At 58.5% G+C, this 21,319-nt stretch carries 22 protein-coding genes and 1 riboswitch; of the genes, 12 read left to right on the forward strand and 10 right to left on the reverse strand.

Annotated elements, in window-relative coordinates; all coding sequences use genetic code 11:
- The first annotated feature begins 19 nt into the window (after nucleotides 1–19).
- The 4 genes from bioB to bioD are packed head-to-tail and all read left to right on the forward strand — an operon-like array spanning nucleotide 20 to nucleotide 3,647.
- On the forward strand, nucleotides 20–1,060 hold the full coding sequence (gene bioB, locus E0L16_RS02180; RefSeq protein ID WP_063866146.1) for a biotin synthase BioB: 1,041 nt from the start codon (nucleotides 20–22) through the stop codon (nucleotides 1,058–1,060).
- Nucleotides 1,057–2,214 carry an 8-amino-7-oxononanoate synthase gene (gene bioF, locus E0L16_RS02185; protein WP_131636211.1) on the forward strand — a complete coding sequence of 386 codons (1,158 nt, stop codon included), beginning with the start codon at nucleotides 1,057–1,059 and terminating at the stop codon, nucleotides 2,212–2,214. Before bioB ends, bioF begins: the two co-directional genes overlap by 4 nt.
- A complete protein-coding gene (bioC, locus tag E0L16_RS02190) occupies nucleotides 2,198–2,953 on the forward strand; it encodes a malonyl-ACP O-methyltransferase BioC (RefSeq protein ID WP_063866148.1) in 756 nt (251 codons plus the stop codon). Before bioF ends, bioC begins: the two co-directional genes overlap by 17 nt.
- Nucleotides 2,946–3,647 (forward strand): dethiobiotin synthase, encoded by a 702-nt coding sequence (gene bioD / locus E0L16_RS02195; protein ID WP_203464331.1) that lies wholly within the window; start codon nucleotides 2,946–2,948, stop codon nucleotides 3,645–3,647. The genes bioC and bioD overlap by 8 nt, the downstream gene beginning before the upstream one ends.
- Here bioD and E0L16_RS02200 read toward each other — a convergent pair.
- Nucleotides 3,610–4,332, reverse strand: coding sequence for an ABC transporter ATP-binding protein (locus tag E0L16_RS02200; protein WP_063866151.1), 723 nt, complete (start codon nucleotides 4,330–4,332; stop codon nucleotides 3,610–3,612). The genes bioD and E0L16_RS02200 overlap by 38 nt on opposite strands.
- Before the next feature lie 748 nt (nucleotides 4,333–5,080).
- Here E0L16_RS02200 and uvrB point away from each other — a divergent pair.
- Nucleotides 5,081–7,096, forward strand: a complete 2,016-nt coding sequence (gene uvrB, locus E0L16_RS02210) for an excinuclease ABC subunit UvrB (RefSeq protein ID WP_063449304.1) — start codon at nucleotides 5,081–5,083, stop codon at nucleotides 7,094–7,096.
- Nucleotides 7,097–7,185: 89 nt separating this feature from the next.
- Here the strand turns inward: uvrB and yvcK are convergent, their stop codons facing one another.
- Nucleotides 7,186–8,094 (reverse strand): uridine diphosphate-N-acetylglucosamine-binding protein YvcK, encoded by a 909-nt coding sequence (gene yvcK / locus E0L16_RS02215; RefSeq protein WP_063866505.1) that lies wholly within the window; start codon nucleotides 8,092–8,094, stop codon nucleotides 7,186–7,188.
- A 226-nt stretch (nucleotides 8,095–8,320) separates the two neighbouring features.
- Nucleotides 8,321–8,454: riboswitch (molybdenum cofactor riboswitch) on the forward strand.
- Between yvcK and moaA the strand changes: the two genes are divergently transcribed.
- The 6 genes from moaA (at nucleotide 8,442) to E0L16_RS02245 (ending at nucleotide 11,915) form a co-directional block, all read left to right on the forward strand.
- A complete protein-coding gene (gene moaA, locus E0L16_RS02220) occupies nucleotides 8,442–9,431 on the forward strand; it encodes a GTP 3',8-cyclase MoaA (protein WP_063866152.1) in 990 nt (329 codons plus the stop codon). (Overlaps the previous riboswitch by 13 nt.)
- Nucleotides 9,432–9,455: 24 nt before the next feature.
- Nucleotides 9,456–9,968 (forward strand): molybdenum cofactor biosynthesis protein B, encoded by a 513-nt coding sequence (gene moaB / locus E0L16_RS02225; protein WP_063449302.1) that lies wholly within the window; start codon nucleotides 9,456–9,458, stop codon nucleotides 9,966–9,968.
- A 3-nt stretch (nucleotides 9,969–9,971) separates the two neighbouring features.
- Complete coding sequence (moaC, locus tag E0L16_RS02230; protein ID WP_063449301.1) at nucleotides 9,972–10,457, forward strand: cyclic pyranopterin monophosphate synthase MoaC; 486 nt, start codon at nucleotides 9,972–9,974, stop codon at nucleotides 10,455–10,457.
- Nucleotides 10,450–10,695, forward strand: coding sequence for a molybdopterin synthase sulfur carrier subunit (moaD, locus tag E0L16_RS02235; protein ID WP_063449300.1), 246 nt, complete (start codon nucleotides 10,450–10,452; stop codon nucleotides 10,693–10,695). Before moaC ends, moaD begins: the two co-directional genes overlap by 8 nt.
- A 1-nt stretch (nucleotide 10,696) precedes the next feature.
- Nucleotides 10,697–11,149 (forward strand): molybdopterin synthase catalytic subunit MoaE, encoded by a 453-nt coding sequence (gene moaE, locus E0L16_RS02240; RefSeq protein ID WP_107534963.1) that lies wholly within the window; start codon nucleotides 10,697–10,699, stop codon nucleotides 11,147–11,149.
- Between the two features lie 58 nt (nucleotides 11,150–11,207).
- Nucleotides 11,208–11,915, forward strand: a complete 708-nt coding sequence (locus E0L16_RS02245) for a Bax inhibitor-1/YccA family protein (protein WP_063866155.1) — start codon at nucleotides 11,208–11,210, stop codon at nucleotides 11,913–11,915.
- A gap of 89 nt (nucleotides 11,916–12,004) precedes the next feature.
- Here E0L16_RS02245 and E0L16_RS02250 read toward each other — a convergent pair whose 3' ends face one another.
- From E0L16_RS02250 to E0L16_RS02260, 3 genes are read right to left on the reverse strand one after another with little or no spacing between them, the layout of a single operon-like run.
- Nucleotides 12,005–12,967, reverse strand: a complete 963-nt coding sequence (locus E0L16_RS02250) for a lysylphosphatidylglycerol synthase domain-containing protein (RefSeq protein WP_063866156.1) — start codon at nucleotides 12,965–12,967, stop codon at nucleotides 12,005–12,007.
- Complete coding sequence (clsB, locus tag E0L16_RS02255) at nucleotides 12,967–14,205, reverse strand: cardiolipin synthase ClsB (RefSeq protein WP_063449296.1); 1,239 nt, start codon at nucleotides 14,203–14,205, stop codon at nucleotides 12,967–12,969. The genes E0L16_RS02250 and clsB overlap by 1 nt, the downstream gene beginning before the upstream one ends.
- Nucleotides 14,202–14,963 (reverse strand): endonuclease/exonuclease/phosphatase family protein, encoded by a 762-nt coding sequence (locus tag E0L16_RS02260; protein ID WP_063866157.1) that lies wholly within the window; start codon nucleotides 14,961–14,963, stop codon nucleotides 14,202–14,204. The genes clsB and E0L16_RS02260 overlap by 4 nt, the downstream gene beginning before the upstream one ends.
- Nucleotides 14,964–15,096: 133 nt before the next feature.
- On the opposite strand from E0L16_RS02260, the gene E0L16_RS02265 reads away from it, so the two are divergent.
- Nucleotides 15,097–15,507, forward strand: a complete 411-nt coding sequence (locus E0L16_RS02265) for a YbhQ family protein (RefSeq protein WP_006809522.1) — start codon at nucleotides 15,097–15,099, stop codon at nucleotides 15,505–15,507.
- On the opposite strand, the gene E0L16_RS02270 is transcribed toward E0L16_RS02265, so the two are convergent.
- The 5 genes from E0L16_RS02270 to cecR are packed head-to-tail and all read right to left on the reverse strand — an operon-like array spanning nucleotide 15,469 to nucleotide 21,157.
- Nucleotides 15,469–16,575 (reverse strand): ABC transporter permease, encoded by a 1,107-nt coding sequence (locus E0L16_RS02270; protein WP_063866159.1) that lies wholly within the window; start codon nucleotides 16,573–16,575, stop codon nucleotides 15,469–15,471. The genes E0L16_RS02265 and E0L16_RS02270 overlap by 39 nt on opposite strands.
- A 57-nt stretch (nucleotides 16,576–16,632) precedes the next feature.
- Nucleotides 16,633–17,766 carry an ABC transporter permease gene (locus E0L16_RS02275; RefSeq protein ID WP_063449293.1) on the reverse strand — a complete coding sequence of 378 codons (1,134 nt, stop codon included), beginning with the start codon at nucleotides 17,764–17,766 and terminating at the stop codon, nucleotides 16,633–16,635.
- Nucleotides 17,756–19,495 (reverse strand): ATP-binding cassette domain-containing protein, encoded by a 1,740-nt coding sequence (locus E0L16_RS02280; RefSeq protein WP_107534967.1) that lies wholly within the window; start codon nucleotides 19,493–19,495, stop codon nucleotides 17,756–17,758. The genes E0L16_RS02275 and E0L16_RS02280 overlap by 11 nt, the downstream gene beginning before the upstream one ends.
- Complete coding sequence (gene hlyD / locus E0L16_RS02285; protein WP_107534968.1) at nucleotides 19,488–20,483, reverse strand: secretion protein HlyD; 996 nt, start codon at nucleotides 20,481–20,483, stop codon at nucleotides 19,488–19,490. Before hlyD ends, E0L16_RS02280 begins: the two co-directional genes overlap by 8 nt.
- Nucleotides 20,480–21,157 carry a transcriptional regulator CecR gene (cecR, locus tag E0L16_RS02290; RefSeq protein ID WP_131636214.1) on the reverse strand — a complete coding sequence of 226 codons (678 nt, stop codon included), beginning with the start codon at nucleotides 21,155–21,157 and terminating at the stop codon, nucleotides 20,480–20,482. The genes hlyD and cecR overlap by 4 nt, the downstream gene beginning before the upstream one ends.
- Nucleotides 21,158–21,319: the final 162 nt, after the last annotated feature.

Below are 21,319 nucleotides of genomic sequence, written 5' to 3' on the forward strand. Positions count from 1 at the left end.
AACCCTTTGGAGAAGCCCGATGGCTCACCACGCACGCTGGACGATGTCGCAAGTCACTGAATTGTTCAATAAACCTTTCCTGGAGCTGATGTTTGAAGCGCAACAGGTGCACCGCCAGCACTTCGATCCTCGCCATGTGCAGGTCAGCACGCTGCTGTCGATCAAAACCGGGGCCTGCCCGGAAGACTGCAAATATTGCCCGCAAAGCGCGCGCTACAAAACCGGTCTCGAATCCGAACGCCTGATGGAAGTCGAGCAGGTACTCGACTCCGCGCGTAAGGCCAAAAACGCCGGCTCGACCCGCTTCTGCATGGGCGCCGCGTGGAAGAATCCACATGACCGCGACATGCCCTATCTGGAGCAGATGGTGAAGGGCGTGAAGGAGATGGGGCTTGAGGCCTGCATGACCCTCGGCACGCTGAACGAGGAGCAGGCGCAGCGCCTCTCGGCGGCGGGGCTGGATTACTACAACCACAACCTTGATACCTCGCCGGAATTTTACGGCAATATCATTACCACGCGCACCTATCAGGAGCGTCTGGACACACTGGATAAAGTGCGCGATGCGGGGATCAAGGTCTGTTCCGGCGGTATCGTGGGGCTGGGCGAGACGGTAAAAGATCGTGCCGGCCTGCTGTTACAGCTGGCGAACCTGCCGACCCCGCCGGAAAGCGTGCCCATCAACATGCTGGTGAAGGTAAAAGGCACGCCGCTGGCGGATAACGAGGACGTGGATGCCTTCGATTTTATCCGCACCATCGCGGTGGCGCGCATCATGATGCCGACCTCCTACGTGCGCCTCTCTGCCGGTCGCGAGCAGATGAGCGAGCAGACCCAGGCGATGTGCTTTATGGCCGGGGCCAACTCTATTTTCTACGGCTGCAAGCTCCTGACCACGCCGAACCCGGAAGAGGACAAAGACGTCCAGCTGTTCCGCAAGCTGGGGCTGAACCCGCACCAGACAGAAGTGCTGGCGGGGGATAACGAGCAACAGCAGGAGCTGGAGCAGCAGATTTTCAACGCCGACACCGACCAGTTCTACAACGCGGCAGCCGTATGACCTGGCAGGCACGTATCAATTCCGCGCTCGACGAGCGTCGGGCAGCGGATGCGTTTCGGGTACGCGGGGTAGTGGAAAACGGCGCAGGCCGTTTTCTCACCCGGGAAGGCCGGCGGTTCTGTAATTTCTCCAGCAACGACTATCTCGGGCTGAGCCAGCATCCGGCCATCGTCCGCGCCTGGCAGCAGGGCGCGGAACGATACGGCGTGGGCAGCGGTGGCTCCGGGCACGTCAGCGGCTACACCACGGCGCATCAGGCGCTGGAGGAGGCGCTGGCCGACTGGCTGGGTTACCCGCGAGCGCTGCTGTTTATCTCCGGTTTTGCCGCGAATCAGGGGGTTATTGCCGCCCTGATGGGCAAAGACGACCGCATTATCGCGGACCGCCTGAGCCATGCCTCCCTGCTTGAAGCGGCACACCTCAGCCCGGCACAGCTGCGGCGTTTTGCCCATAACGATGCCGCTCATCTGAACGTCCTGCTGGGGAAACCCTGCGCAGGACTTCAGCTGGCGGTAACGGAAGGGATCTTCAGCATGGATGGCGACAGCGCGCCCCTTGCCGCGCTGCACGACGCCGCAAAGCAGCAGAACGCCTGGCTGCTGGTTGACGATGCCCACGGCATTGGCGTTACCGGCGAGGAAGGACGCGGAAGCGCTTATCAGCAGGGCGTCAGGCCGGAACTTCTGGTGGTCACCTTTGGAAAAGGCTTTGGCGTCAGCGGCGCCGCGGTGTTATGCAGCGAGCCGGTGGCCGACTACCTGATGCAGTTCGCCCGACACCTGATCTACAGCACCAGCATGCCCCCGGCGCAGGCCGTGGCGCTGTCTGCCTCGCTGGACGTGATCCGCAGCGAGGATGGCGCTGAACGCCGTGCGCGTCTGGCTGAACATATTCAGCGTTTTCGTCGGGGAGTCAGCGAGCTTTCTTTCCGGCTAACCGACTCCCGCAGCGCCATTCAGCCCGTGATTGTGGGTGAAAACCCGCGCGCGCTGGCGCTGGCACAGATGCTGCGAGAACGCGGGCAGTGGGTAACGGCGATCCGTCCGCCCACCGTGCCGCCGGGTACGGCGCGTTTGCGTCTGACGCTCACGGCAGCGCACGAGCCGCAGGATATCGATACGCTTCTGGAGGCTCTGCATGTCTCCTGTCAATAAACAGGCCGTTGCCGCCGCGTTTGGCCGGGCAGCGCAAAGCTATTCCCGGCACGATGAACTTCAACGCCTGAGCGCGCGCGGGCTGCTGGCCGCGCTCGGTGAGAGCCGGTTTGCGCAGGTGCTGGACGCTGGCTGCGGGCCAGGAGGCAACAGCCGCTACTGGCGCGCAGCGGGCAGCCACGTGACGGCGCTGGATTTATCCGCGCAGATGCTGGATGAAGCCCGCCAGCAGCAGTCAGCAGACCGCTATCTGGTGGCTGACATCGAGGCCATCCCGCTGGAGGATGCCCAGTTTGACCTCGTCTGGAGCCATCTGGCGGTGCAGTGGTGCGCCAGCCTGCCGCAGGCGCTACGCGAGCTTTACCGCATGGCGCGTCCCGGCGGAACGGTGGCCTTTACCACCCTGCTGGAAAGTTCGTTGCCGGAGCTGAATCAGGCGTGGAAGGCGGTGGACGAGCAGCCGCACGCCAACCGGTTTCTCGCTCACGAGCAGGTCATTCAGGCGCTGGCAGGCTGGCGCTATCGCAGCGTGGTCCAGACCGTCACCCTCGAATTTAGCGATGCGTTAAGCGCCATGCGCTCTCTTAAGGGCATAGGCGCTACGCACCTGCACGCCGGGCGGGAGAAGAAACCCCTTACCCGCGGCCAGCTCCAGCGTCTGGAGCTGGCGTGGCCGCAGGAACGGGGCCAGTTCCCGCTCTCTTATCATCTTTTTCATGGGATTATTGAACGTGACTGAACGTTATTTTGTTACCGGCACGGACACCGAAGTCGGTAAAACCGTTGCCAGCGCCGCGCTGTTGCAGGCGGCGCGTCTGCTGGGGAAAACGACGGCGGGGTACAAGCCCGTGGCCTCTGGCAGCGAGATGACGCCGGAAGGCTTACGCAATACCGATGCGCTGGCGCTACAGCGTAACAGCAGCCTTGCGCTGGCCTATTCTGCGGTAAACCCCTATACCTTTGCTGAACCCACCTCGCCGCACATCGTCAGCGCTGATGAAGATCGGCCGATTGATTTTTCGGTTCTCTCTTCCGGGTTACGCGCTCTGGAAACACAGGCCAACTGGGTGCTGGTGGAAGGGGCCGGTGGCTGGTTCACCCCGCTGACTGACGAGCAGACGTTTGCTGACTGGGTGCAGGCCGAACAGCTTCCGGTCATTCTGGTGGTGGGCGTGAAGCTTGGCTGCATCAACCACGCCATGCTGACCGCCCAAGCGGTGCAGCAGGCCGGGTTGCGTCTGGCTGGGTGGATTGCCAACGACGTGGTTGCGCCGGGTAAACGTCATGCTGAGTATCTGGCGACGCTGAAGCGAATGCTGCCTGCGCCGTTCCTCGGGGAGATCCCGTGGCTTGCCGACGGCGCAGAGCAGGCGGAAACCGGACGCTATCTTGACCTCAGCGCCTTATGTCCCGCGCCATCCAGTGGGCAATAAGATCGTCATCCAGCTCGTTAACGTGGCCCTGCGCCACGTTACGCCCGCGATAAAGCATGCAGAAACGATCCGCGACCCGGCGGATGAACGACAGCTGTTGCTCCGCTAACAGCACCGTCATGCCCAGCTCCCGATTTAGCCGCACCAGCAGTTGCCCGAGCCTGCGGGCAAAACGTTGTCCTGCGCCATGCATAGGCTCGTCCAGGATCAGCACGCGCGGGCGATTAACCAGCGCGCTGGCGAGGGCGAGCTGATACTGGTCGTCAGGGGACAGCGTAGAGGCCCGGATCTGTCGCAGCGTATAAAGCTCCGGAAACAGGGCGTATACCTCATTTTTTAATGCCGGATCGGGTTTCCCCGTCGCCCGCATGGCGATATGCAAATTTTCATCGACGGTCAGTTGGGAAAATATCCGCCGGTCCTGCGGGACGTAGCCTATCGTTGGCGTCGCCGGACATTCTGAGGCAGGACTGAGCAAATTTCGCGGCGGTGCACCGGCCTCGTGCCAGATGATGGTGCCGCTCTCGACGGGCACTTTCCCGGTAATGCAGTTCATGAGCGTGGACTTACCCATACCAGGCAGGCCAACGATGCCTGTACAGATGCCTTGCGGGAAATCGATATTCACGTTCCATAGCGTATGTTGGCTTCCGTAAAACTGATTTACAGCACGCAGACTCAACATCTTTCTCTCCTTAAAAATGTGTGGGGTGATGCTCAGATTGATATCTGCAAAACGCCTGCCAGGAACTTCATAATGATTAAAAAAAGGCAGTTTTTAGGAATAACTCACTGCTAAAAGCGCAACGTTTGTTCGAAATGCACGCTTCCGGTGCCGTGCATGTCGGGTTGTGGTGCAGTGAAAATGACGGAAATGTGATTAAGATCTCGCCAGGCGCTTATGAAAAAATGAATGTTTTCCAGGAAAAAAAGAGTGATAAAAATATTTTATTGCCGCTTCGTGGGAAAAACCGGGAATTTGCGGGAGTGCATGCTGTACGGGCTGGAGGCAGTTATCCACTATTCCTGTGGATAACCTTGTGCATTAGAGTTAGAAAACACGCGATAAGCGAGAGAATACGCGGGTTACGCCCAAATTGATGCGAAACGCGGCTTCAGGAAATAGTCTATATTTTTTAACGAATTAGATAAAAGCAATTCCCTCAACCCCGGCGAGACCTGTTGCCATAAAACTTTCATAACCGCCCTTGACAAATGTTAAAAAAGTAATAGTTCTGGGGATAACCCCCTGAGGCTGGTGTTTTATAGGGTCACAGTCGAAATTTGGCTCGCGAACGCACTAATCCTCTCCGTGCTACGCTAAATATCCTGACACGCTACTGGTTTTTCATCCAGTGTTTTTTACTGGCAATCCTGGCCACAACGAGTAAAATTACTCACCTGCCGCTTATTCTGTCATCAGGTCGTCGCCAATGAGTAAACCGTTCAAACTGAATTCTGCTTTCCGTCCTTCCGGGGATCAGCCCGAGGCCATTCGTCGCCTGGAAGAGGGGCTGGAAGACGGGCTGGCGCACCAGACCCTGCTGGGGGTAACCGGTTCGGGTAAAACCTTCACCATTGCCAACGTCATTGCCGATCTCCAGCGTCCGACGATGGTCCTCGCGCCGAACAAAACGCTGGCGGCGCAGCTGTATGGTGAGATGAAAGAGTTCTTCCCCGAGAACGCGGTGGAATATTTCGTCTCTTACTACGACTACTACCAGCCGGAAGCCTACGTTCCCAGCTCTGACACGTTTATCGAGAAAGATGCCTCGGTGAACGAACATATCGAGCAGATGCGTTTGTCTGCGACCAAGGCGCTGCTTGAGCGTCGCGATGTGGTGGTGGTGGCCTCGGTGTCGGCGATCTACGGCCTGGGCGATCCGGATCTCTATCTCAAGATGATGCTGCACCTGACGCAGGGGATGATTATCGATCAGCGGGCGATTTTGCGCCGTCTGGCGGAGTTGCAGTACACCCGTAACGATCAGGCGTTCCAGCGCGGGACCTTCCGCGTGCGCGGTGAGGTGATTGATATCTTCCCGGCGGAATCGGACGACATGGCGCTGCGCGTTGAACTGTTCGACGAAGAGGTTGAACGCCTGTCGCTGTTCGATCCGCTGACCGGCCACGTCGAGTCGGTGATCCAGCGCTTCACCATCTACCCCAAAACGCACTACGTGACGCCACGCGAGCGTATCGTGCAGGCGATGGAAGAGATCAAAGGCGAGCTGGCGGACCGCCGCAAGGTGCTGCTGGCGAACAATAAGCTGCTGGAAGAGCAGCGCCTGAGCCAGCGTACCCAGTTCGATCTGGAGATGATGAACGAGCTGGGCTACTGCTCCGGCATTGAAAACTACTCGCGCTACCTCTCCGGGCGCGGGCCAGGCGAAGCGCCGCCGACGCTGTTTGACTACCTTCCGGCGGACGGCCTGCTGGTGATCGACGAATCTCACGTTACGATCCCGCAGATCGGCGGGATGTATCGCGGTGACCGGGCGCGTAAAGAGACGCTCGTGGAGTACGGCTTCCGTCTGCCGTCGGCGCTGGACAACCGTCCGATGAAGTTTGAAGAATTTGAGGCGCTCGCCCCGCAGACCATCTACGTATCGGCAACGCCGGGCAACTACGAACTGGAAAAATCCGGTGATGACGTGGTGGACCAGGTGGTGCGTCCGACCGGGCTGCTGGATCCGATTATCGAGGTGCGGCCCGTGGCGACGCAGGTGGACGATCTGCTCTCGGAAATCCGTGCCCGTTCCGCCATCAACGAGCGCGTGCTGGTGACCACGCTCACCAAACGTATGGCGGAAGATTTGACGGAGTATCTGGAAGAACACGGCGAGAAGGTGCGGTATCTGCACTCGGATATCGATACCGTGGAGCGTATGGAGATCATCCGCGACCTGCGCCTGGGCGAGTTCGACGTGCTGGTGGGTATCAACCTTCTGCGAGAAGGTCTGGATATGCCGGAAGTGTCGCTGGTGGCGATTCTGGACGCCGACAAAGAGGGCTTCCTGCGTTCTGAGCGCTCGCTGATCCAGACCATTGGCCGCGCCGCGCGCAACGTCAACGGGAAGGCGATTCTGTACGGGGATAAAATTACCCCGTCGATGGCCAAAGCCATTGGCGAAACGGAGCGCCGTCGCGAGAAACAGCAGCGCTACAACGAAGAGCACGGCATCACGCCGCAAGGGCTGAACAAGAAGGTGGTGGATATCCTGGCGCTGGGTCAGAACATAGCGAAGACCAAAGCGAAAGGCCGCGGCAAGGCCCGTTCAGTGGTGGAAGAGGATACCGTTGCGCTGACGCCGAAAGCGTTGCAGCAGAAGATCCACGAGCTGGAAGGGCAGATGATGCAGCACGCGCAGAACCTGGAGTTCGAAGAGGCTGCGCAAATCCGCGATCAGCTGCATCAGCTGCGGGATCTGTTTATTGCGGCATCGTGAGTTTTTTGCCCGGTGGCGCTGCGCTTACCGGGCCTACAGGTTTAGCGTCTTTTGTAGCCCCGGTAAGCGCAGCGCCACCGGGGTTTTTGTTAACCCAATTCCTGAATCGCTTTCTCCAGCGCCTCGCGCAGCAGGTGGCGGTCGTGACGATATTTAATATCGCTGGCTTCCAGCGGCTCCTGCACCACCACGCGATCGCCAATCCCTGACACATCCACTTTCGGCCCAACCACCACGCCGTCGATAATTTTCTTACCGACGTACTGTTCCATCAGGTTCAGCTTGTCCGCCAGCGACAGGCTCGCCGCCGCCGGGCTAAGTTCGCGGCCTAAATTACCGATATAGACCATGGGTGCAGGCGTTCTGCGCAGCGCCTGCGCCAGCTCTTTGACCAGCAGGAGCGGCATCAGGCTGGTGTAAAAACTCCCCGGCCCAATCAGGATCAGATCGGCCTCGCCAATCGCTTCAACCGCTTCCCGCGTCGCGGGTACGCTGGGGTAGGTCATCAGCTCTTTTGGCGGCAGGAGAAGCTGGTCGATATTCACTTCACCATACACTTCGTGATCGTCGGCATCGATCGCCATCAAATCCACCGGCTGTTCGGACATCGGGATCAGAAACGCATCCACCTTAAGCAGGTTCCGAATTAAATTAATCGCTTCCAGAGGGCGCACGCTCAGGTGATCCAGCGCCTTTAACATCAGATTTCCAAGGTTATGGCCTGAAAGTTCGCCATTACCGCCAAAACGGTACTCAAACATCGCTGAAGCCACGCTGGGCTCCGTAATGAGCTGGTTAAGGCAGTTGCGCATGTCACCCCAGGCGATCCCGCCTTCAGCACGTCGAATCCGCCCGGTTGAGCCGCCGTTATCCGTTGTTGTCACAATGCCCGTCAGGCGTGAGCCCAGTGACGATAACGACGACATGACCCGTCCCAGACCGTGACCCCCGCCAAGAGCCACCACGCGGTCCAGATCCGCAAAAGTGCGATTGCGCATACCCATTCCTTATCCTGTTTAGCTTGCGTCACAGTAACGCAACTACTCCTAAAAGACGATGCCTCTCACAATCCATAATGACGTATATCAATGCGAAAGCGCGCTTTTTGCGTATTCTGTAGGGAAAATGCACGATAATATCGCTATGTATAAGATTATATAGCGAAAAGCGACAATGGCGAAGTGGCGATTTCCACGCTACTATCGCCATAACCACGTTTTCAAAACTGAAAACATACACTCTAGCCCTGGCGCCTGTGTCGAGAGATATGGCGCCTTGGCCGTGGCGGATTTGCCACCAGGGTACAGAAAGAAATGACTGTGCCTCCCGATCTGGAAAGGTGTACATGGCTTCACAACTTACTGATGCTTTCGCGCGTAAGTTTTTCTACTTACGTTTGTCGATTACCGACGTGTGCAACTTCCGTTGCACCTACTGCCTGCCCGATGGCTACAAGCCCGGCAGCGTCACCAACAACGGCTTTCTCTCCGTGGATGAAGTACGCCGCGTCACGCGTGCGTTCTCGGAACTCGGTACGGAAAAAGTGCGTCTGACCGGGGGAGAGCCTTCCCTGCGTCGTGATTTCCCAGACATCATCGCCGCCGTGCGTGAAAACGAACGTATCCGCCAGATTGCGGTGACCACCAACGGTTACCGCATGGCGCGTGACGTAGCGAACTGGCGCGATGCAGGTCTAACGGCGATTAACGTCAGCGTTGATAGCCTTGACGCCCGTCAGTTCCACGCGATTACCGGCCAGGACAAGTTCCGCCAGGTTATGGACGGCATCGATGCCGCGTTCACCGCCGGTTTCGATAAGGTCAAAGTCAATACCGTGTTGATGCGTGATGTGAACCATCATCAGCTGGACACCTTCCTGGCGTGGATCAAACCGCGCCGCATTCAACTGCGTTTTATTGAGCTGATGGAGACCGGTGAGGGCAGCGATCTGTTCCGTCGGCATCACATCTCCGGCATGGTGCTGCGCGACGAGCTGCTGAAACGCGGCTGGATCCACCAGATCCGCCAGCGCAGCGACGGCCCGGCGCAGGTCTTTTGTCACCCGGACTACGAAGGCGAAATCGGCCTGATCATGCCCTATGAGAAAGACTTCTGTGCCAGCTGCAACCGCCTGCGCGTCTCCTCCGTTGGCAAGCTGCACCTCTGCCTGTTCGGGGATGGTGGCGTAGAACTGCGCGATTTGCTGGAAGACGATGCCCAACAGGGCGCACTTGAAGCACGCATTTCCGAGGCGCTGACGCACAAAAAGCAGACCCATTTCCTGCATCAGGGCAACACCGGCATTACTCAGAACCTGTCCTATATCGGCGGGTAATCAGGCTTTAGAAGGAACCAGAAGATGAGTCAGGTAAGCGCGGAATTTATCCCGACACGCATTGCTATTCTTACCGTTTCCGATCGTCGTGGTGAAGAGGATGATACCTCCGGCCACTGGCTGCGCGAGGCGGCACACGAAGCCGGACACCAGATTGTTGATAAAGCGATCGTCAAAGAGAACCGTTACGCCATTCGCGCGCAGGTTTCGCAGTGGATTGCGAGTGACGACGTCCAGGTGGTGCTGATCACCGGCGGCACCGGCTTTACCGCAGGCGACCAGGCGCCAGAAGCGCTGCTTCCGCTGTTCGATCGCGAAGTGGAAGGCTTCGGCGAAGTGTTCCGCATGCTCTCGTTTGAAGAGATTGGCACCTCTACGCTCCAGTCCCGTGCTGTAGCGGGGATGGCGAACAATACGCTGATTTTCGCCATGCCGGGCTCGACCAAAGCCTGCCGCACCGCGTGGGAAAATATTATTGCCCCGCAGCTGGATGCCCGCACCCGTCCGTGTAATTTCCATCCTCATTTAAAGAAATAAGCTATGTCACAACTGACCCACATTAACGCCGCTGGCGAAGCGCATATGGTGGATGTCTCCGCCAAGGCCGAAACGGTGCGCGAGGCGCGTGCTGAAGCATTCGTCACCATGCTGCCGGAGACGCTGGCGATGATTATCGACGGCAGCCATCACAAGGGTGATGTGTTTGCGACCGCCCGCATCGCCGGTATTCAGGCCGCGAAGCGTACCTGGGACCTCATCCCGCTCTGTCATCCGCTGATGCTCAGCAAGGTGGAAGTGAATTTGCAGGCGCAGCCGGAGCATCACCGCGTGCGCATCGAATCTCTGTGCCGCTTAACCGGGAAAACCGGCGTAGAGATGGAGGCGTTGACGGCTGCCTCCGTGGCGGCGCTGACCATCTACGACATGTGTAAAGCGGTACAGAAAGATATGGTGATTGGCCCGGTGCGTCTGCTGGCAAAAAGCGGCGGCAAATCCGGTGATTTTAAGGTGGAAAACCATGATTAAGGTGCTTTTTTTTGCCCAGGTCCGTGAGCTGGTCAATACCGACAGCCTGACGCTGGACGGCGCTTTTGCAGACGTCGCCGCCCTGCGTGCGCACCTGGCGGCGCAGGGCGACCGCTGGGCGCTGGCGCTGGATGAAGGCAAGTTGCTGGCCGCCGTGAATCAGACGCTGGTTGAATTTACGCACCCGCTGGCTGACGGCGATGAAGTGGCGTTCTTCCCGCCGGTCACTGGGGGTTAAGATGACGGACACCCGAATTCTGGTCGGCCCTGAACGCTTTAGCGTCGGTACCGAATACAGCTGGCTGGCAGAGCGCGATGAAGACGGCGCGGTCGTGACCTTCACCGGGAAAGTGCGTAATCACAACCTCGGCGACAGCGTAAAAGCGCTGACGCTGGAGCACTATCCGGGGATGACCGAAAAATCGCTGGCGGCCATTGTCGAAGAGGCGCGAGGCCGCTGGCCGCTGGGGCGCGTGACGGTTATCCATCGCATCGGCGAAATGTGGCCCGGTGAAGAGATTGTGTTTGTCGGCGTCACCAGCGCACACCGCACAAGCGCCTTTGCGGCGGGGGAGTTCATCATGGATTACCTCAAAACCAAAGCGCCGTTCTGGAAGCGTGAAGCGACGCCGGAAGGCGAGCGCTGGGTGGAATCGCGGGACAGCGACAAACAGGCTGCCAGCCGCTGGTAACAGGTTTATGAGGATGTGTTAGTCTTAACGTGTGTGTTTACTTAATCAGGAGTGAATCATGGACCGATTTCCGCGTTCCGATTCGATAGTACAGCAGACCCGTAGCGGGCTGCAAACCTACATGGCTCAGGTGTATGGCTGGATGACGGTCGGCTTGCTGCTTACCGCGTTTATCGCGTGGTATGCGGCAAACACGCCTGAACTGATGATGTTCGTCTTCTCCAGCAAAATCACCTTCTTTGGGCTGATCATTGCGCAGCTGGCGCTGGTGTTCGTTCTCTCCGGGCTGGTACACAAGCTCAGCGCGGGCATGGCGACTACGCTGTTTATGCTCTATTCAGCGCTGACCGGGCTGACGCTCTCCAGTATTTTCATTGTCTACACCTACTCCTCCATTGCCAGCACGTTTGTGGTAACCGGCGGGATGTTTGGCGTGATGAGCCTGTACGGCTACACCACGAAACGCGACCTGAGCGGTTTCGGCAGCATGCTGTTCATGGGGCTGATCGGGATTGTGCTGGCGTCGCTGGTAAACCTGTGGCTGAAGAGTGAAGCGCTGATGTGGGCGGTGACCTATATCGGGGTGGTGATCTTCGTTGGCTTAACCGCCTACGACACCCAGAAGCTGAAAAACATTGGTGAACAAATTGATGTTCGCGACAGTTCAAACCTGCGCAAACACGCCATTCTGGGCGCGCTGACGCTTTATCTGGACTTCATCAACCTGTTCCTGATGCTGCTGCGTATTTTCGGCAACCGTCGCTAGGATTGTTATGCCGGGTGGCGGCTTCGCCTTACCCGGCCTACGAAAGGCGAACCCTAGGTCGGGTAAGGCGAAGCCGCCACCCGACTTATTCACTTCGCTAACATCCTCTCATTCTTCGCGCGCAACTTCTTCGCCCGACTCTCCAGCACCAGATAACAGACCGTTGCCAGCGCCAGCGGCAGGAAATAGTAGATCATGCGGTACGCGAGCAGGGCGGCGATAATCGTTCCCTGAGAGACATGCTCACCCGCAAGCAGCGCGATAAACACCGCTTCCAGTACGCCAATCCCCGCCGGAATGTGCACAATCACGCCAGCAATACTGCTTACCAGCAGCACGCCCAGCACGAAGAAGTAATTCACATCTTCCCCAATCAGCAGCCAGATAATGGCCCCCATCGCCATCCAGTTGGCGCTGGATACTACCATTTGCAGGACGGCAAACTTCCATGAAGGCAGCACCAGCTTCTGCCCTTTAATGGTCATATGGCGACGTTTGGCAAAGGCGCAGGCCCACACGTAGGCCGCGATAATCAACAGCAGCACGATGCCAAGAATGCGCAGCGTCGCTTCATCGATGTACCAGTGCGCAGGCAGCTGTACCACGCCAATGGTGAAAATCACCCCGCCCAGCAGGATATACCCCAGCCAGTTGGTGGTAATACTCAGCGAGAAAATGCGCGTGATGGTGCCGCCCGGCAATCCGAGGCGGGAGTACAGGCGATAGCGCATGCCAATCCCGCCCACCCAGGTGCTCAGCGTCAGGTTAAAGGCGTAGCAGATAAACGACACCAGCATCACCTGCCGCTTTGCCAGCTTGTGCCCGCAGTAGGCACGCCCTAACAGGTCATAGCAGCCGTACATCAGGTAACTTACTATCACCAGCCCAATGGCGCCCAGCAGCACCGTCCGGTTGTAGTTGCGGATAACTTTCCACACCTCTTCCCAGTCTACCTTTTGCGCGTACACGACCAGCAGTACCGCGACGGCGATGAAGAACAGCCACGTCAGGATTTTTTTCGCCAGCCGCCAGCGAGGATGAGATTTCGACATCAGGTTTTCCCTCCATCTTCCGCCTCTACGCGGTCCTGGGTTTCCATTTCGGGTTGCACGGGCGGATCCACCAGCGCCAGTTTCGGCGTATGCGCCGGTAGCCAGCCCACCATGGCCGGGAAGTGGCGCAGGAAGTGGAACACCACCACGCCGATGCCCACGTTCCACCAGCTGCGTTTCGGCACCATGGATTCATCCACCCGCACGCAGTCTTTATTGATCAGCCCCTGAAGGTTATCGCGCAGGGTCTGATTAAACTGACGATCGTGGATAATCAGGTTCGCTTCCAGGTTGAGCGATAAGCTCAGCGGATCGAGGTTACTGGAGCCGACGGTCGCCCAGTGGTCATCCATCACCGCCACTTTGCCGTGCAGCGGGCGGCGGCGATATTCATAGATCTGTACGCCGCTTTTAACCAGATAGCGATAGAGCAGACGCGCGCCCACCTTCACAATCGGCATATCGGGCTCGCCCTGGACGATGAGCTTCACGCTCACGCCGCGTCGGGCCGCGTTGCGCATGGCGTGTAAAATCCGGTAGCCGGGGAAGAAATAGGCGTTGGCGATAATCACCTCGCGTTTGGCGTTCGCCAGCATCTTCAGGTAATGACGCTCGATATCGTCCCGATGCTCCTCGTTGTCCCGCCAGACAAACAGCGCCTGCGCCTCGCCGGGCTTGCGGTTCTCTTCCGGGCGATGACGGCGTCGCCACCAGCGGCGAGCGGCCTCTTTGCCGGGTAAGTTTTCCAGCACGAACAGCTGGATGTCCTGTACCACCGGTCCCTCAATGCGGATTGCATAATCCTGTTTGGCCTCAGGACCGTAATCCGACATATGCTCGGCGGAGTAGTTGATGCCGCCCACGAAGGCCACCGTTTCGTCCACCACCACAATTTTGCGGTGCATTCGGCGGAACAGGTTGGTGCGCATGCCGAACAGACGCGGGCCGGGATCGTAATAGCGGAACACCACCCCTGCGGCGGTGAGTTCGTTAACAAATTCATCGCTCAGATCCGGCGAACCATACCCGTCGAGCAGAACCTCAATTTTTATACCGCGACGGGCGGCATGCAGCAGCGCGCTGTGCAACTGCCTGCCCACGTCGTCTTCAAACCAGATGAACGTTTCCAGGAATACTTTCTGCTGTGCGTGGCTTATCGCCTCAAAGACCGCCGGATAAAAATTATCGCCATTTTCCAGCAGCGTAATACGGTTACCTTCCTGCCATGTGCATTTCATAAGTGGATCTCCGCGCTGAGTGGGGCATGGTCGGAGAGATGTCGCCAGTTGAGCAAGGCCAGCGCCGTCGGGCTACTGGCGTGGGCATTCTTTACGTAGATGCGGTCAAGGCGCAGCAGGGGGAAGCGCACCGGAAACGTCCGCGCGGGACGACCGCGGGCGCGGGTAAAAATCTCCTCCAGCCCCGCATTGACCTTCAGCGGATGGTTGGCGCGCTGACGCCAGTCGTTAAAATCACCGGCTACCACCACGGGTTCGCCCTCGGGCAGCGCATTCGTCCATTCGGCCAGCATCTGAAGCTGGGCCTGACGGTGGGCTTCACGCAGGCCGAGGTGAACGCAGCCCACGTGAACAGGAAAATCGAGATCCGGCGGCGCGATGCGGCAGTAAAGCAACCCACGCTTTTCGCTCTCGCCGACCGACACGTCGCGATTTTCATAATGTTCAATCGGATAGCGCGACAACACCGCGTTACCGTGATGCCCCTCCGGGTAGACCGCATTGCGCCCGTAGGCGTAATCGCTCCACATCGTGTCCGCCAGAAATTCGTAGTGTGGCGTGTCGGGCCAGTTTTCGAAATGCATCGGGTGCACCTCGTGCGCGCCCATGACCTCCTGAAGGCAGACAATATCGGCGCTGACGGTGCGTACCGCGTCGCGCAGCTCCGGTAAAATGAAGCGGCGGTTAAATGCTGTGAAGCCCTTATGAATGTTAATCGTCAGCACCTTGAGTGAGAAATGCTGCGTTTTTTTGCTCATAAACACCTTCCTGGGTGACTATCCCGATGAAAATAAAGTGTAGTAGGCGTCACAAAAAGATGCGGCGTTACGGAATTTTCCGTAAAGTGCGGTAGTCTGAACTAGCAGAGAAAAATCCTTCAGGAGAGAAGCCATGAAGTGGCAACAACGCGTTCGTGTCGCAACCGGTTTGAGTTGCTGGCAGATAATGTTGCATTTACTGGTCGTGGCCGTACTTGTAATGGGCTGGATGAGCGGCACGCTGGTGCGTGTGGGCTTAGGGCTATGTGTGCTTTACGGCGTGACCGTGCTGTCGATGCTGTTTTTACAGCGTCACCACGACGCGCGCTGGCGTGAAGTGGGTGATGTGCTCGAAGAGCTCACCACGACCTGGTATTTTGGTGCGGCAATGATCGTCCTGTGGCTGCTGTCACGCGTGCTGCAAAATAACCTGCTGCTGGCCCTGGCGGGTCTGGCTATCCTCGCAGGGCCGGCAGTGGTGTCGTTGCTCACCAAAGAGAAAAAGCTACGCGATGTTTCGTCTAAACATCGCATAGGCCACTGAGCCCGTTGTGGCCGCGATGACCAGTAGCGGCCACAAACTTCCCCACACAATATCCAGACTCGCATCCTTCAGATAGATTTGCTTGGTGATATCCGTGAAGTGACGAATCGGGTTTACCCACGTCAAATCCTGTAACCACACCGGCATGTTCTCAACAGGCGAAACGTACCCTGAGAGCAAAATCGCCGGCATCATAAAGACAAACACCCCGATAAACGCCTGCTGCTGGGTTGAGCAGAGCGCGGAAATCAGCAGCCCAAACCCGACCAGCGACAGGCCGTAAATCACCATCGTGAAGTAAAACAGCGCCAGCGATCCGGCAAACGGGATCTGGTAGGCCCAAATCCCGACGCCCAGCACGATGGTGGCCTGGAAGGTGGCGACGATCAGCGCCGGCACCGCCTTGCCGACAAATATTTGCCAGGTGGCGAGCGGAGAGACCAGCAGCTGATCCAGCGTACCCTGTTCACGTTCGCGCGCCACGGACAGCGAGGTGACGATCATCACGCCAATGGTGGTGATCATGGCGATAAGCGACGGGACCACAAACCACTTGTAGTCCAGATTCGGGTTATACCAGTTGCGCACCACCAGCTCGCTGTTGTTGGGCTTCGGTTTGCCCGTCATCAGCTCCTGCTGATAATCCTTCACCACCTGTTGCAGGTAGTTCGCCGCAATCTGGGCGCTGTTGGAGTTACGCCCGTCGAGGATAAGCTGCATCGGCGCGGTCTGGAAGGTGTCCAGGTTACGAGAGAAATCCGCCGGGAAGCGCACCAGCAGTAACGCTTTCTGCGTGTCGATGGTGGGCTGGATCGCCTGCGGGCTTTTCAGCAACAGGACATGGGTAAAGGCCTTAGCGCGGGCGAAACGCTGGGTCAGCTCGACGGAATGCTTGCCGTTGTCTTCGTTGTAAATCGCGATGGTGGCGTTGGTGACCTCCAGCGTGGCGGCAAACGGAAACAGTACAACCTGAAGCAGCACCGGCAGCACCAGAATGGCGCGGGTCTGCGGCTCACGCAGCAGCGATTGCAGCTCTTTGCGGATCAATGTCCATAAACGGTGAAACATCGCGTCGTCCTCCTGTCGGGTGGCGCTTGCGCTTACCCGACCTACAAAATCCGATGGCTAATCTAATCTTCTTTTCGTTTTCATCCACGTCAGGCCGATAAACATCACCGCCGACGCCAGCAAAAACAGGGTGTTGATAATCAGTACCACCGGGATATTCCCCGCCAGAAACAGGCTTTGCAGGGTGCTGACAAAGTAGCGCGCCGGAATGATGTAGGTCACGGCGCGGATCACCGCCGGCATGCTGTCTATCTGGAAGATAAACCCGGAGAGCATAATCGACGGCAGAAAAGCCGCGTTCAGCGCCACCTGCGCGGCGTTAAACTGGTTGCGGGTGATGGTGGAAATTAACAGTCCCATTCCCAGCGTGCTGAGTAAAAACAGGCTGGTAATAAAGAACAGCAGCACCAGCGAGCCGCGGTACGGCACGCCGAGGATAAAGACGGCGACCAGCATGCACAGCAGCATCGCCAGCATGCCGAGGAAGTAGTAGGGGATGAGCTTACAGAGCAAAAGCTCGACGCGCGTCACTTCGGTTGAAAGTAGCGCCTCCATGGTGCCGCGCTCCCACTCGCGGGCGATGACCAACGAGGTGAGGATCGCGCCAATCACCGTCATGATGATGGTCACCGCCCCCGGTATAATAAAGTGCTGGCTGATGGCGGCGGGGTTAAACCAGTAGCGCGTCTGCACGTCAATCAGCGGTTCAAACGTCTCCCCCCGGTCTTCGGCGCGCTGCATCTGCCACAGCTGCCAGATCCCCTCCGCATAGCCCTGCACGAAGTTGGCGGTGTTCGGCTCGCTGCCGTCGGTAATTACCTGGATCGGCGCATCGGCGCCCGGGCGCGCCATGTTGGCGGCAAAATCCACCGGGATGACGATCAGGCCGCGAATTTTCCCGGCCTGCATTTTCTGGATCAGTTCCTGCCGGCTGTCGCTGATGGTAGCGTCGATGTAGGGCGAGCCGGTCATGGCGTGTGTGAAGTCCAGCGCCTCTTCGCTCTGCTGCTCCAGCAAAATACCGACCCGCAGCTTGCTGGAGTCGAGGTTAATCCCGTAGCCAAAGATAAACAGCAGCAGCAGGGGGATCACCACCGCAATCAGCCAGCTGCTGGGATCGCGCACGATCTGCCGCGTCTCTTTAATGCACAGGGCGCGCACCCGGCGCCAGGAAAGGGCGTTACTGCGCATGAGCATTCTCCTTATCCCAGTCGTGGATGAGGGTGATAAACGCCTGCTCCATGGTCGGGTCTGGCTGTGCGTCGTCGGCGGCCTGTGCTTTCAGGTCGTCCGGCGTGCCGTGAGCAATCAGCTTGCCGCGATAGACCAGCCCGATGCGGTCGCAGTATTCCGCCTCATCCATAAAGTGGGTGGTGACCATCACGGTCACGCCTTTTTCCACCATGCTGTTGATATGCAGCCAGAATTCGCGGCGGGTGAGGGGGTCCACGCCTGACGTGGGTTCATCAAGAAACAGGATATCCGGCTCGTGCATCAGTGAGCAGGCCAGCGCCAGCCGCTGCTTGAAGCCAAGCGGCAGCGCGTCGGTAGCGTGTGACGCGATATCGGTCAGACCGAAGGCCTCGCACATGCGGTCGATTTTCTCGTTCTGCGCCCGCCCCCGCAGGCCGTAGACGCCGGAGAAAAATCGCAGGTTCTGCTCAACCGTCAGGTTGCCGTAGAGCGAAAACTTCTGCGCCATATAGCCCAGATGCTGGCGCGCCTTGCCGGAGCTGACTTTAAGATCCATGTCCAGCACCAGCGCCTTGCCGGACGTCGGCACCAGCAGGCCGCACATCATTTTAAAGGTGGTGGATTTTCCCGCCCCGTTCGGCCCGAGCAGGCCGAAAATCTCGCCGCGCTTCACGGCAAAATTGACGTTATCGGTGGCGGCGAAATCGCCGAATTTTTTGGTCAGCGATTTCGCCTCGATGACCGTTTCGCCCGGTGTGCCTTCCACCGTGTGCAGAATGGCGCCAAGCGGTGATTCTGAGGTTCCCGCCCCGCCCAGAAGGTCGATAAACGCATCTTCAAAGCGCGGGGCGGTTTCCTGCATCTCAATCTCAGGCATCCCCTGCGCCTGGCGGATACTCTCGGCGGTCGCCTCTTTGCTGAGGATCACGCGCACCGAGCGGCCCTGAATCATGCCGTCGCTGATCTGCGGCAGCTTCAGCACCCGTTGCAGCAGCGTGCGGTTGGACTCCTGCGGACTATGCAGCAGAAAACTGCGCCCGGCCATGGTGTGCGTCAGCTCGGTGGGCTCGCCCTGATAGAGCAGTTCGCCTTCGTTCATCAGCAGCACGTCGCGGCACTGCTCCGCTTCATCAAGGTAAGAGGTGCTCCAGAGGATCAGCATGCCGTCACCCGCCAGCTCGTGCACCATCTGCCACAGCTCGCGGCGGGAAATCGGGTCCACGCCCACGCCGGGTTCATCCAGCAACAGCACTTTTGGCTCGCCCACCAGCGTACAGGCCAGCCCCAGCTTCTGCTTCATCCCGCCGGAAAGCTTGCCCGCCAGCCGGTCGGTGAACGGGCCGAGGGAGGTAAATTCGAGCAGTCGGGCAAAGGTTTTCTGCCGGGTTTCGCCGGTGACGCTGCGCAGATCGGCATACAGATTGAGGTTTTCCATTACCGTCAGATCTTCGTACAGGCCAAACTTCTGCGGCATATAGCCGAGTATGCCGTGGAGCGCCGCGTCGTCTTTGATCGGATCGAGGCCAAGCACGCGGGCCGATCCCTCGTCCGGCTTCAGTAAGCCCGCCAGCATCCGCATCAGCGTGGTTTTACCCGCGCCGTCCGGCCCCACCAGCCCGGTCACATAGCCTTTCTGAATGGTGCAGTTCAGCGGTGCGACCGCCGGTTTGTCCATTCCCGGGAAGCGTTTGACCAGATTATTGAGCTGGATAACCGCATCATTCATGTCGTTCCCCGTCGTTTAAGGTCACGGTAACAGGCATGCCCTGACGCAGCGCATCGTCCGCGTCGGTGACGATGATGCGCAGGCGGTACACCAGGTCGGTGCGCAGGTCCGGCGTTTCAACGGTCTTCGGCGTGAATTCGGCGGTAGGGGAGACGAAGCCCACTTTACCGTGATACGGCTTGTCCGGGCGACCGTCGGTATAGAGCAGCAGCTCGCGGCCCGGCTGCATCTGGCCGAGATTCGGTTCATCAATGTAGGCCCGCACCCAGACCGGACGGGTTAAGGACAGCGTCAACACGGTGCTGCCCGCGCTGAGCATGCTGCCCGGCTCCACGGCGCGGGTCATCAGCGTGCCGTCAGACGGGGCGATGAGCGTGGTATCGTGCAGATCCAGCTCTGCCTGGGCAAGCTGCGCCTGCGCCTGCTCGAGGCTGGCCTTCGCCTGGGCGATGTCTTGCGCGCGGTTACCGGAGCGGTACTGGCTGAGCTTATCCTGTGCCGATTTCAGCGTCGCCTGCGCCTGGTCACGGGATGAACGCGCGTTTTCCAGGTCGTTGGCGGAAATGGTGCGGCTTTTCCACAACCCCTGCTGGCGGTTGTAGAAGTTCTGCGCGTAGTCATAGGCGGCTTTGGCCTGCTTAACGGCAGCCGCCGCCTGGGAGATCTCTTCGTCACGATAGCCCGCCAGCATCAGGTCGTACTGCGCCTGGGCGACGGAGACGCCTGCTTTTGCCTGCATCAGCGCGTTCTCAAACGGGGCTTTGTCCAGCATTCCCAGCGTCTGCCCGGCTTTGATGGCGTCGCCCTCGTCAACGCTCAGCGAGGCGAGACGCCCGCCAACGCGGAAGCTCATATTCACGGTGCGGATATCCACGTTGCCGTACAGCGTCAGGCCGCGATCCTGCTGGCTCTGATACCACAGCCAGCCGCCGATTCCCGCAGCAAGCAAAACAACAACCACCAGTATGATGGCGACAGGTTTTTTCATGACTTCTGGCTCCTTTGCGTTAAGCCTTGCAGGATGAGATCAACGTGACAGGTAATGACCTGGCTGATTTGCCCGGCTTTATCCTCATCGAACTGTGTCCAGCCCGTACGTAACAGGATGGTCTCGCGCCCCAGACGGAAGGCGAGCACTTCGCCCAGCAGGGCGTGGGTATGCAAAATGGTGTCGGTATCGCCGGAATCCCGTCCGGTATAGGCGGCGATCAGCCGGGTCAGATGGCTATGCATCGGGGCGATCACCTGATCGTGCACCAGCTGGTAGGCGGCAGTGGGGGAGAGCTGCTCGCGGGAGATAAATTTGCTCAGGTTCAGCGTATCGTCGTGCGTCAGCAGGCGGATCATATTGTGGCAGGCGTTAAGGATCAGCTGGCGGATGGCCGCCCGGTCCGGCTCTGGCTGGCTGAATAACGCGGTGGCCTCTTCCACGTGCGGACGAAAGCTGGTGTCGATAAAATCCGCGATCCACTGGGCGCAGGCGAGATATAAATCCTCTTTTGAACCAAAATAGTAGGTAATGGCCGCAATATTCTGCCCGGCCTGGGCGGCGATATCCCGCGTGGTGGCATGCAGACCATACTCGCCAAACTGTGCCAGCGCGGCGGCAATCAACTGACTTTTCGCCTGTTCGCCTTTGGTCGTCGTTGGGGTTGTATTCATAGCGTCATTAAAAATTAATCAATCGATTGATTAAGATTATGCCTGATTTCCGCAAACGTCGAGCCATCACCGGGGATATTTTATGCGCCACGTCACAAAAGCTGCTACACTCCGCACCTTCGCGACATTGTGGTTTTTGTCCTCTTATTCGTTATATCTCCC

The organism is Enterobacter quasihormaechei (genome assembly GCF_004331385.1).
Lineage (GTDB): Bacteria > Pseudomonadota > Gammaproteobacteria > Enterobacterales > Enterobacteriaceae > Enterobacter > Enterobacter quasihormaechei.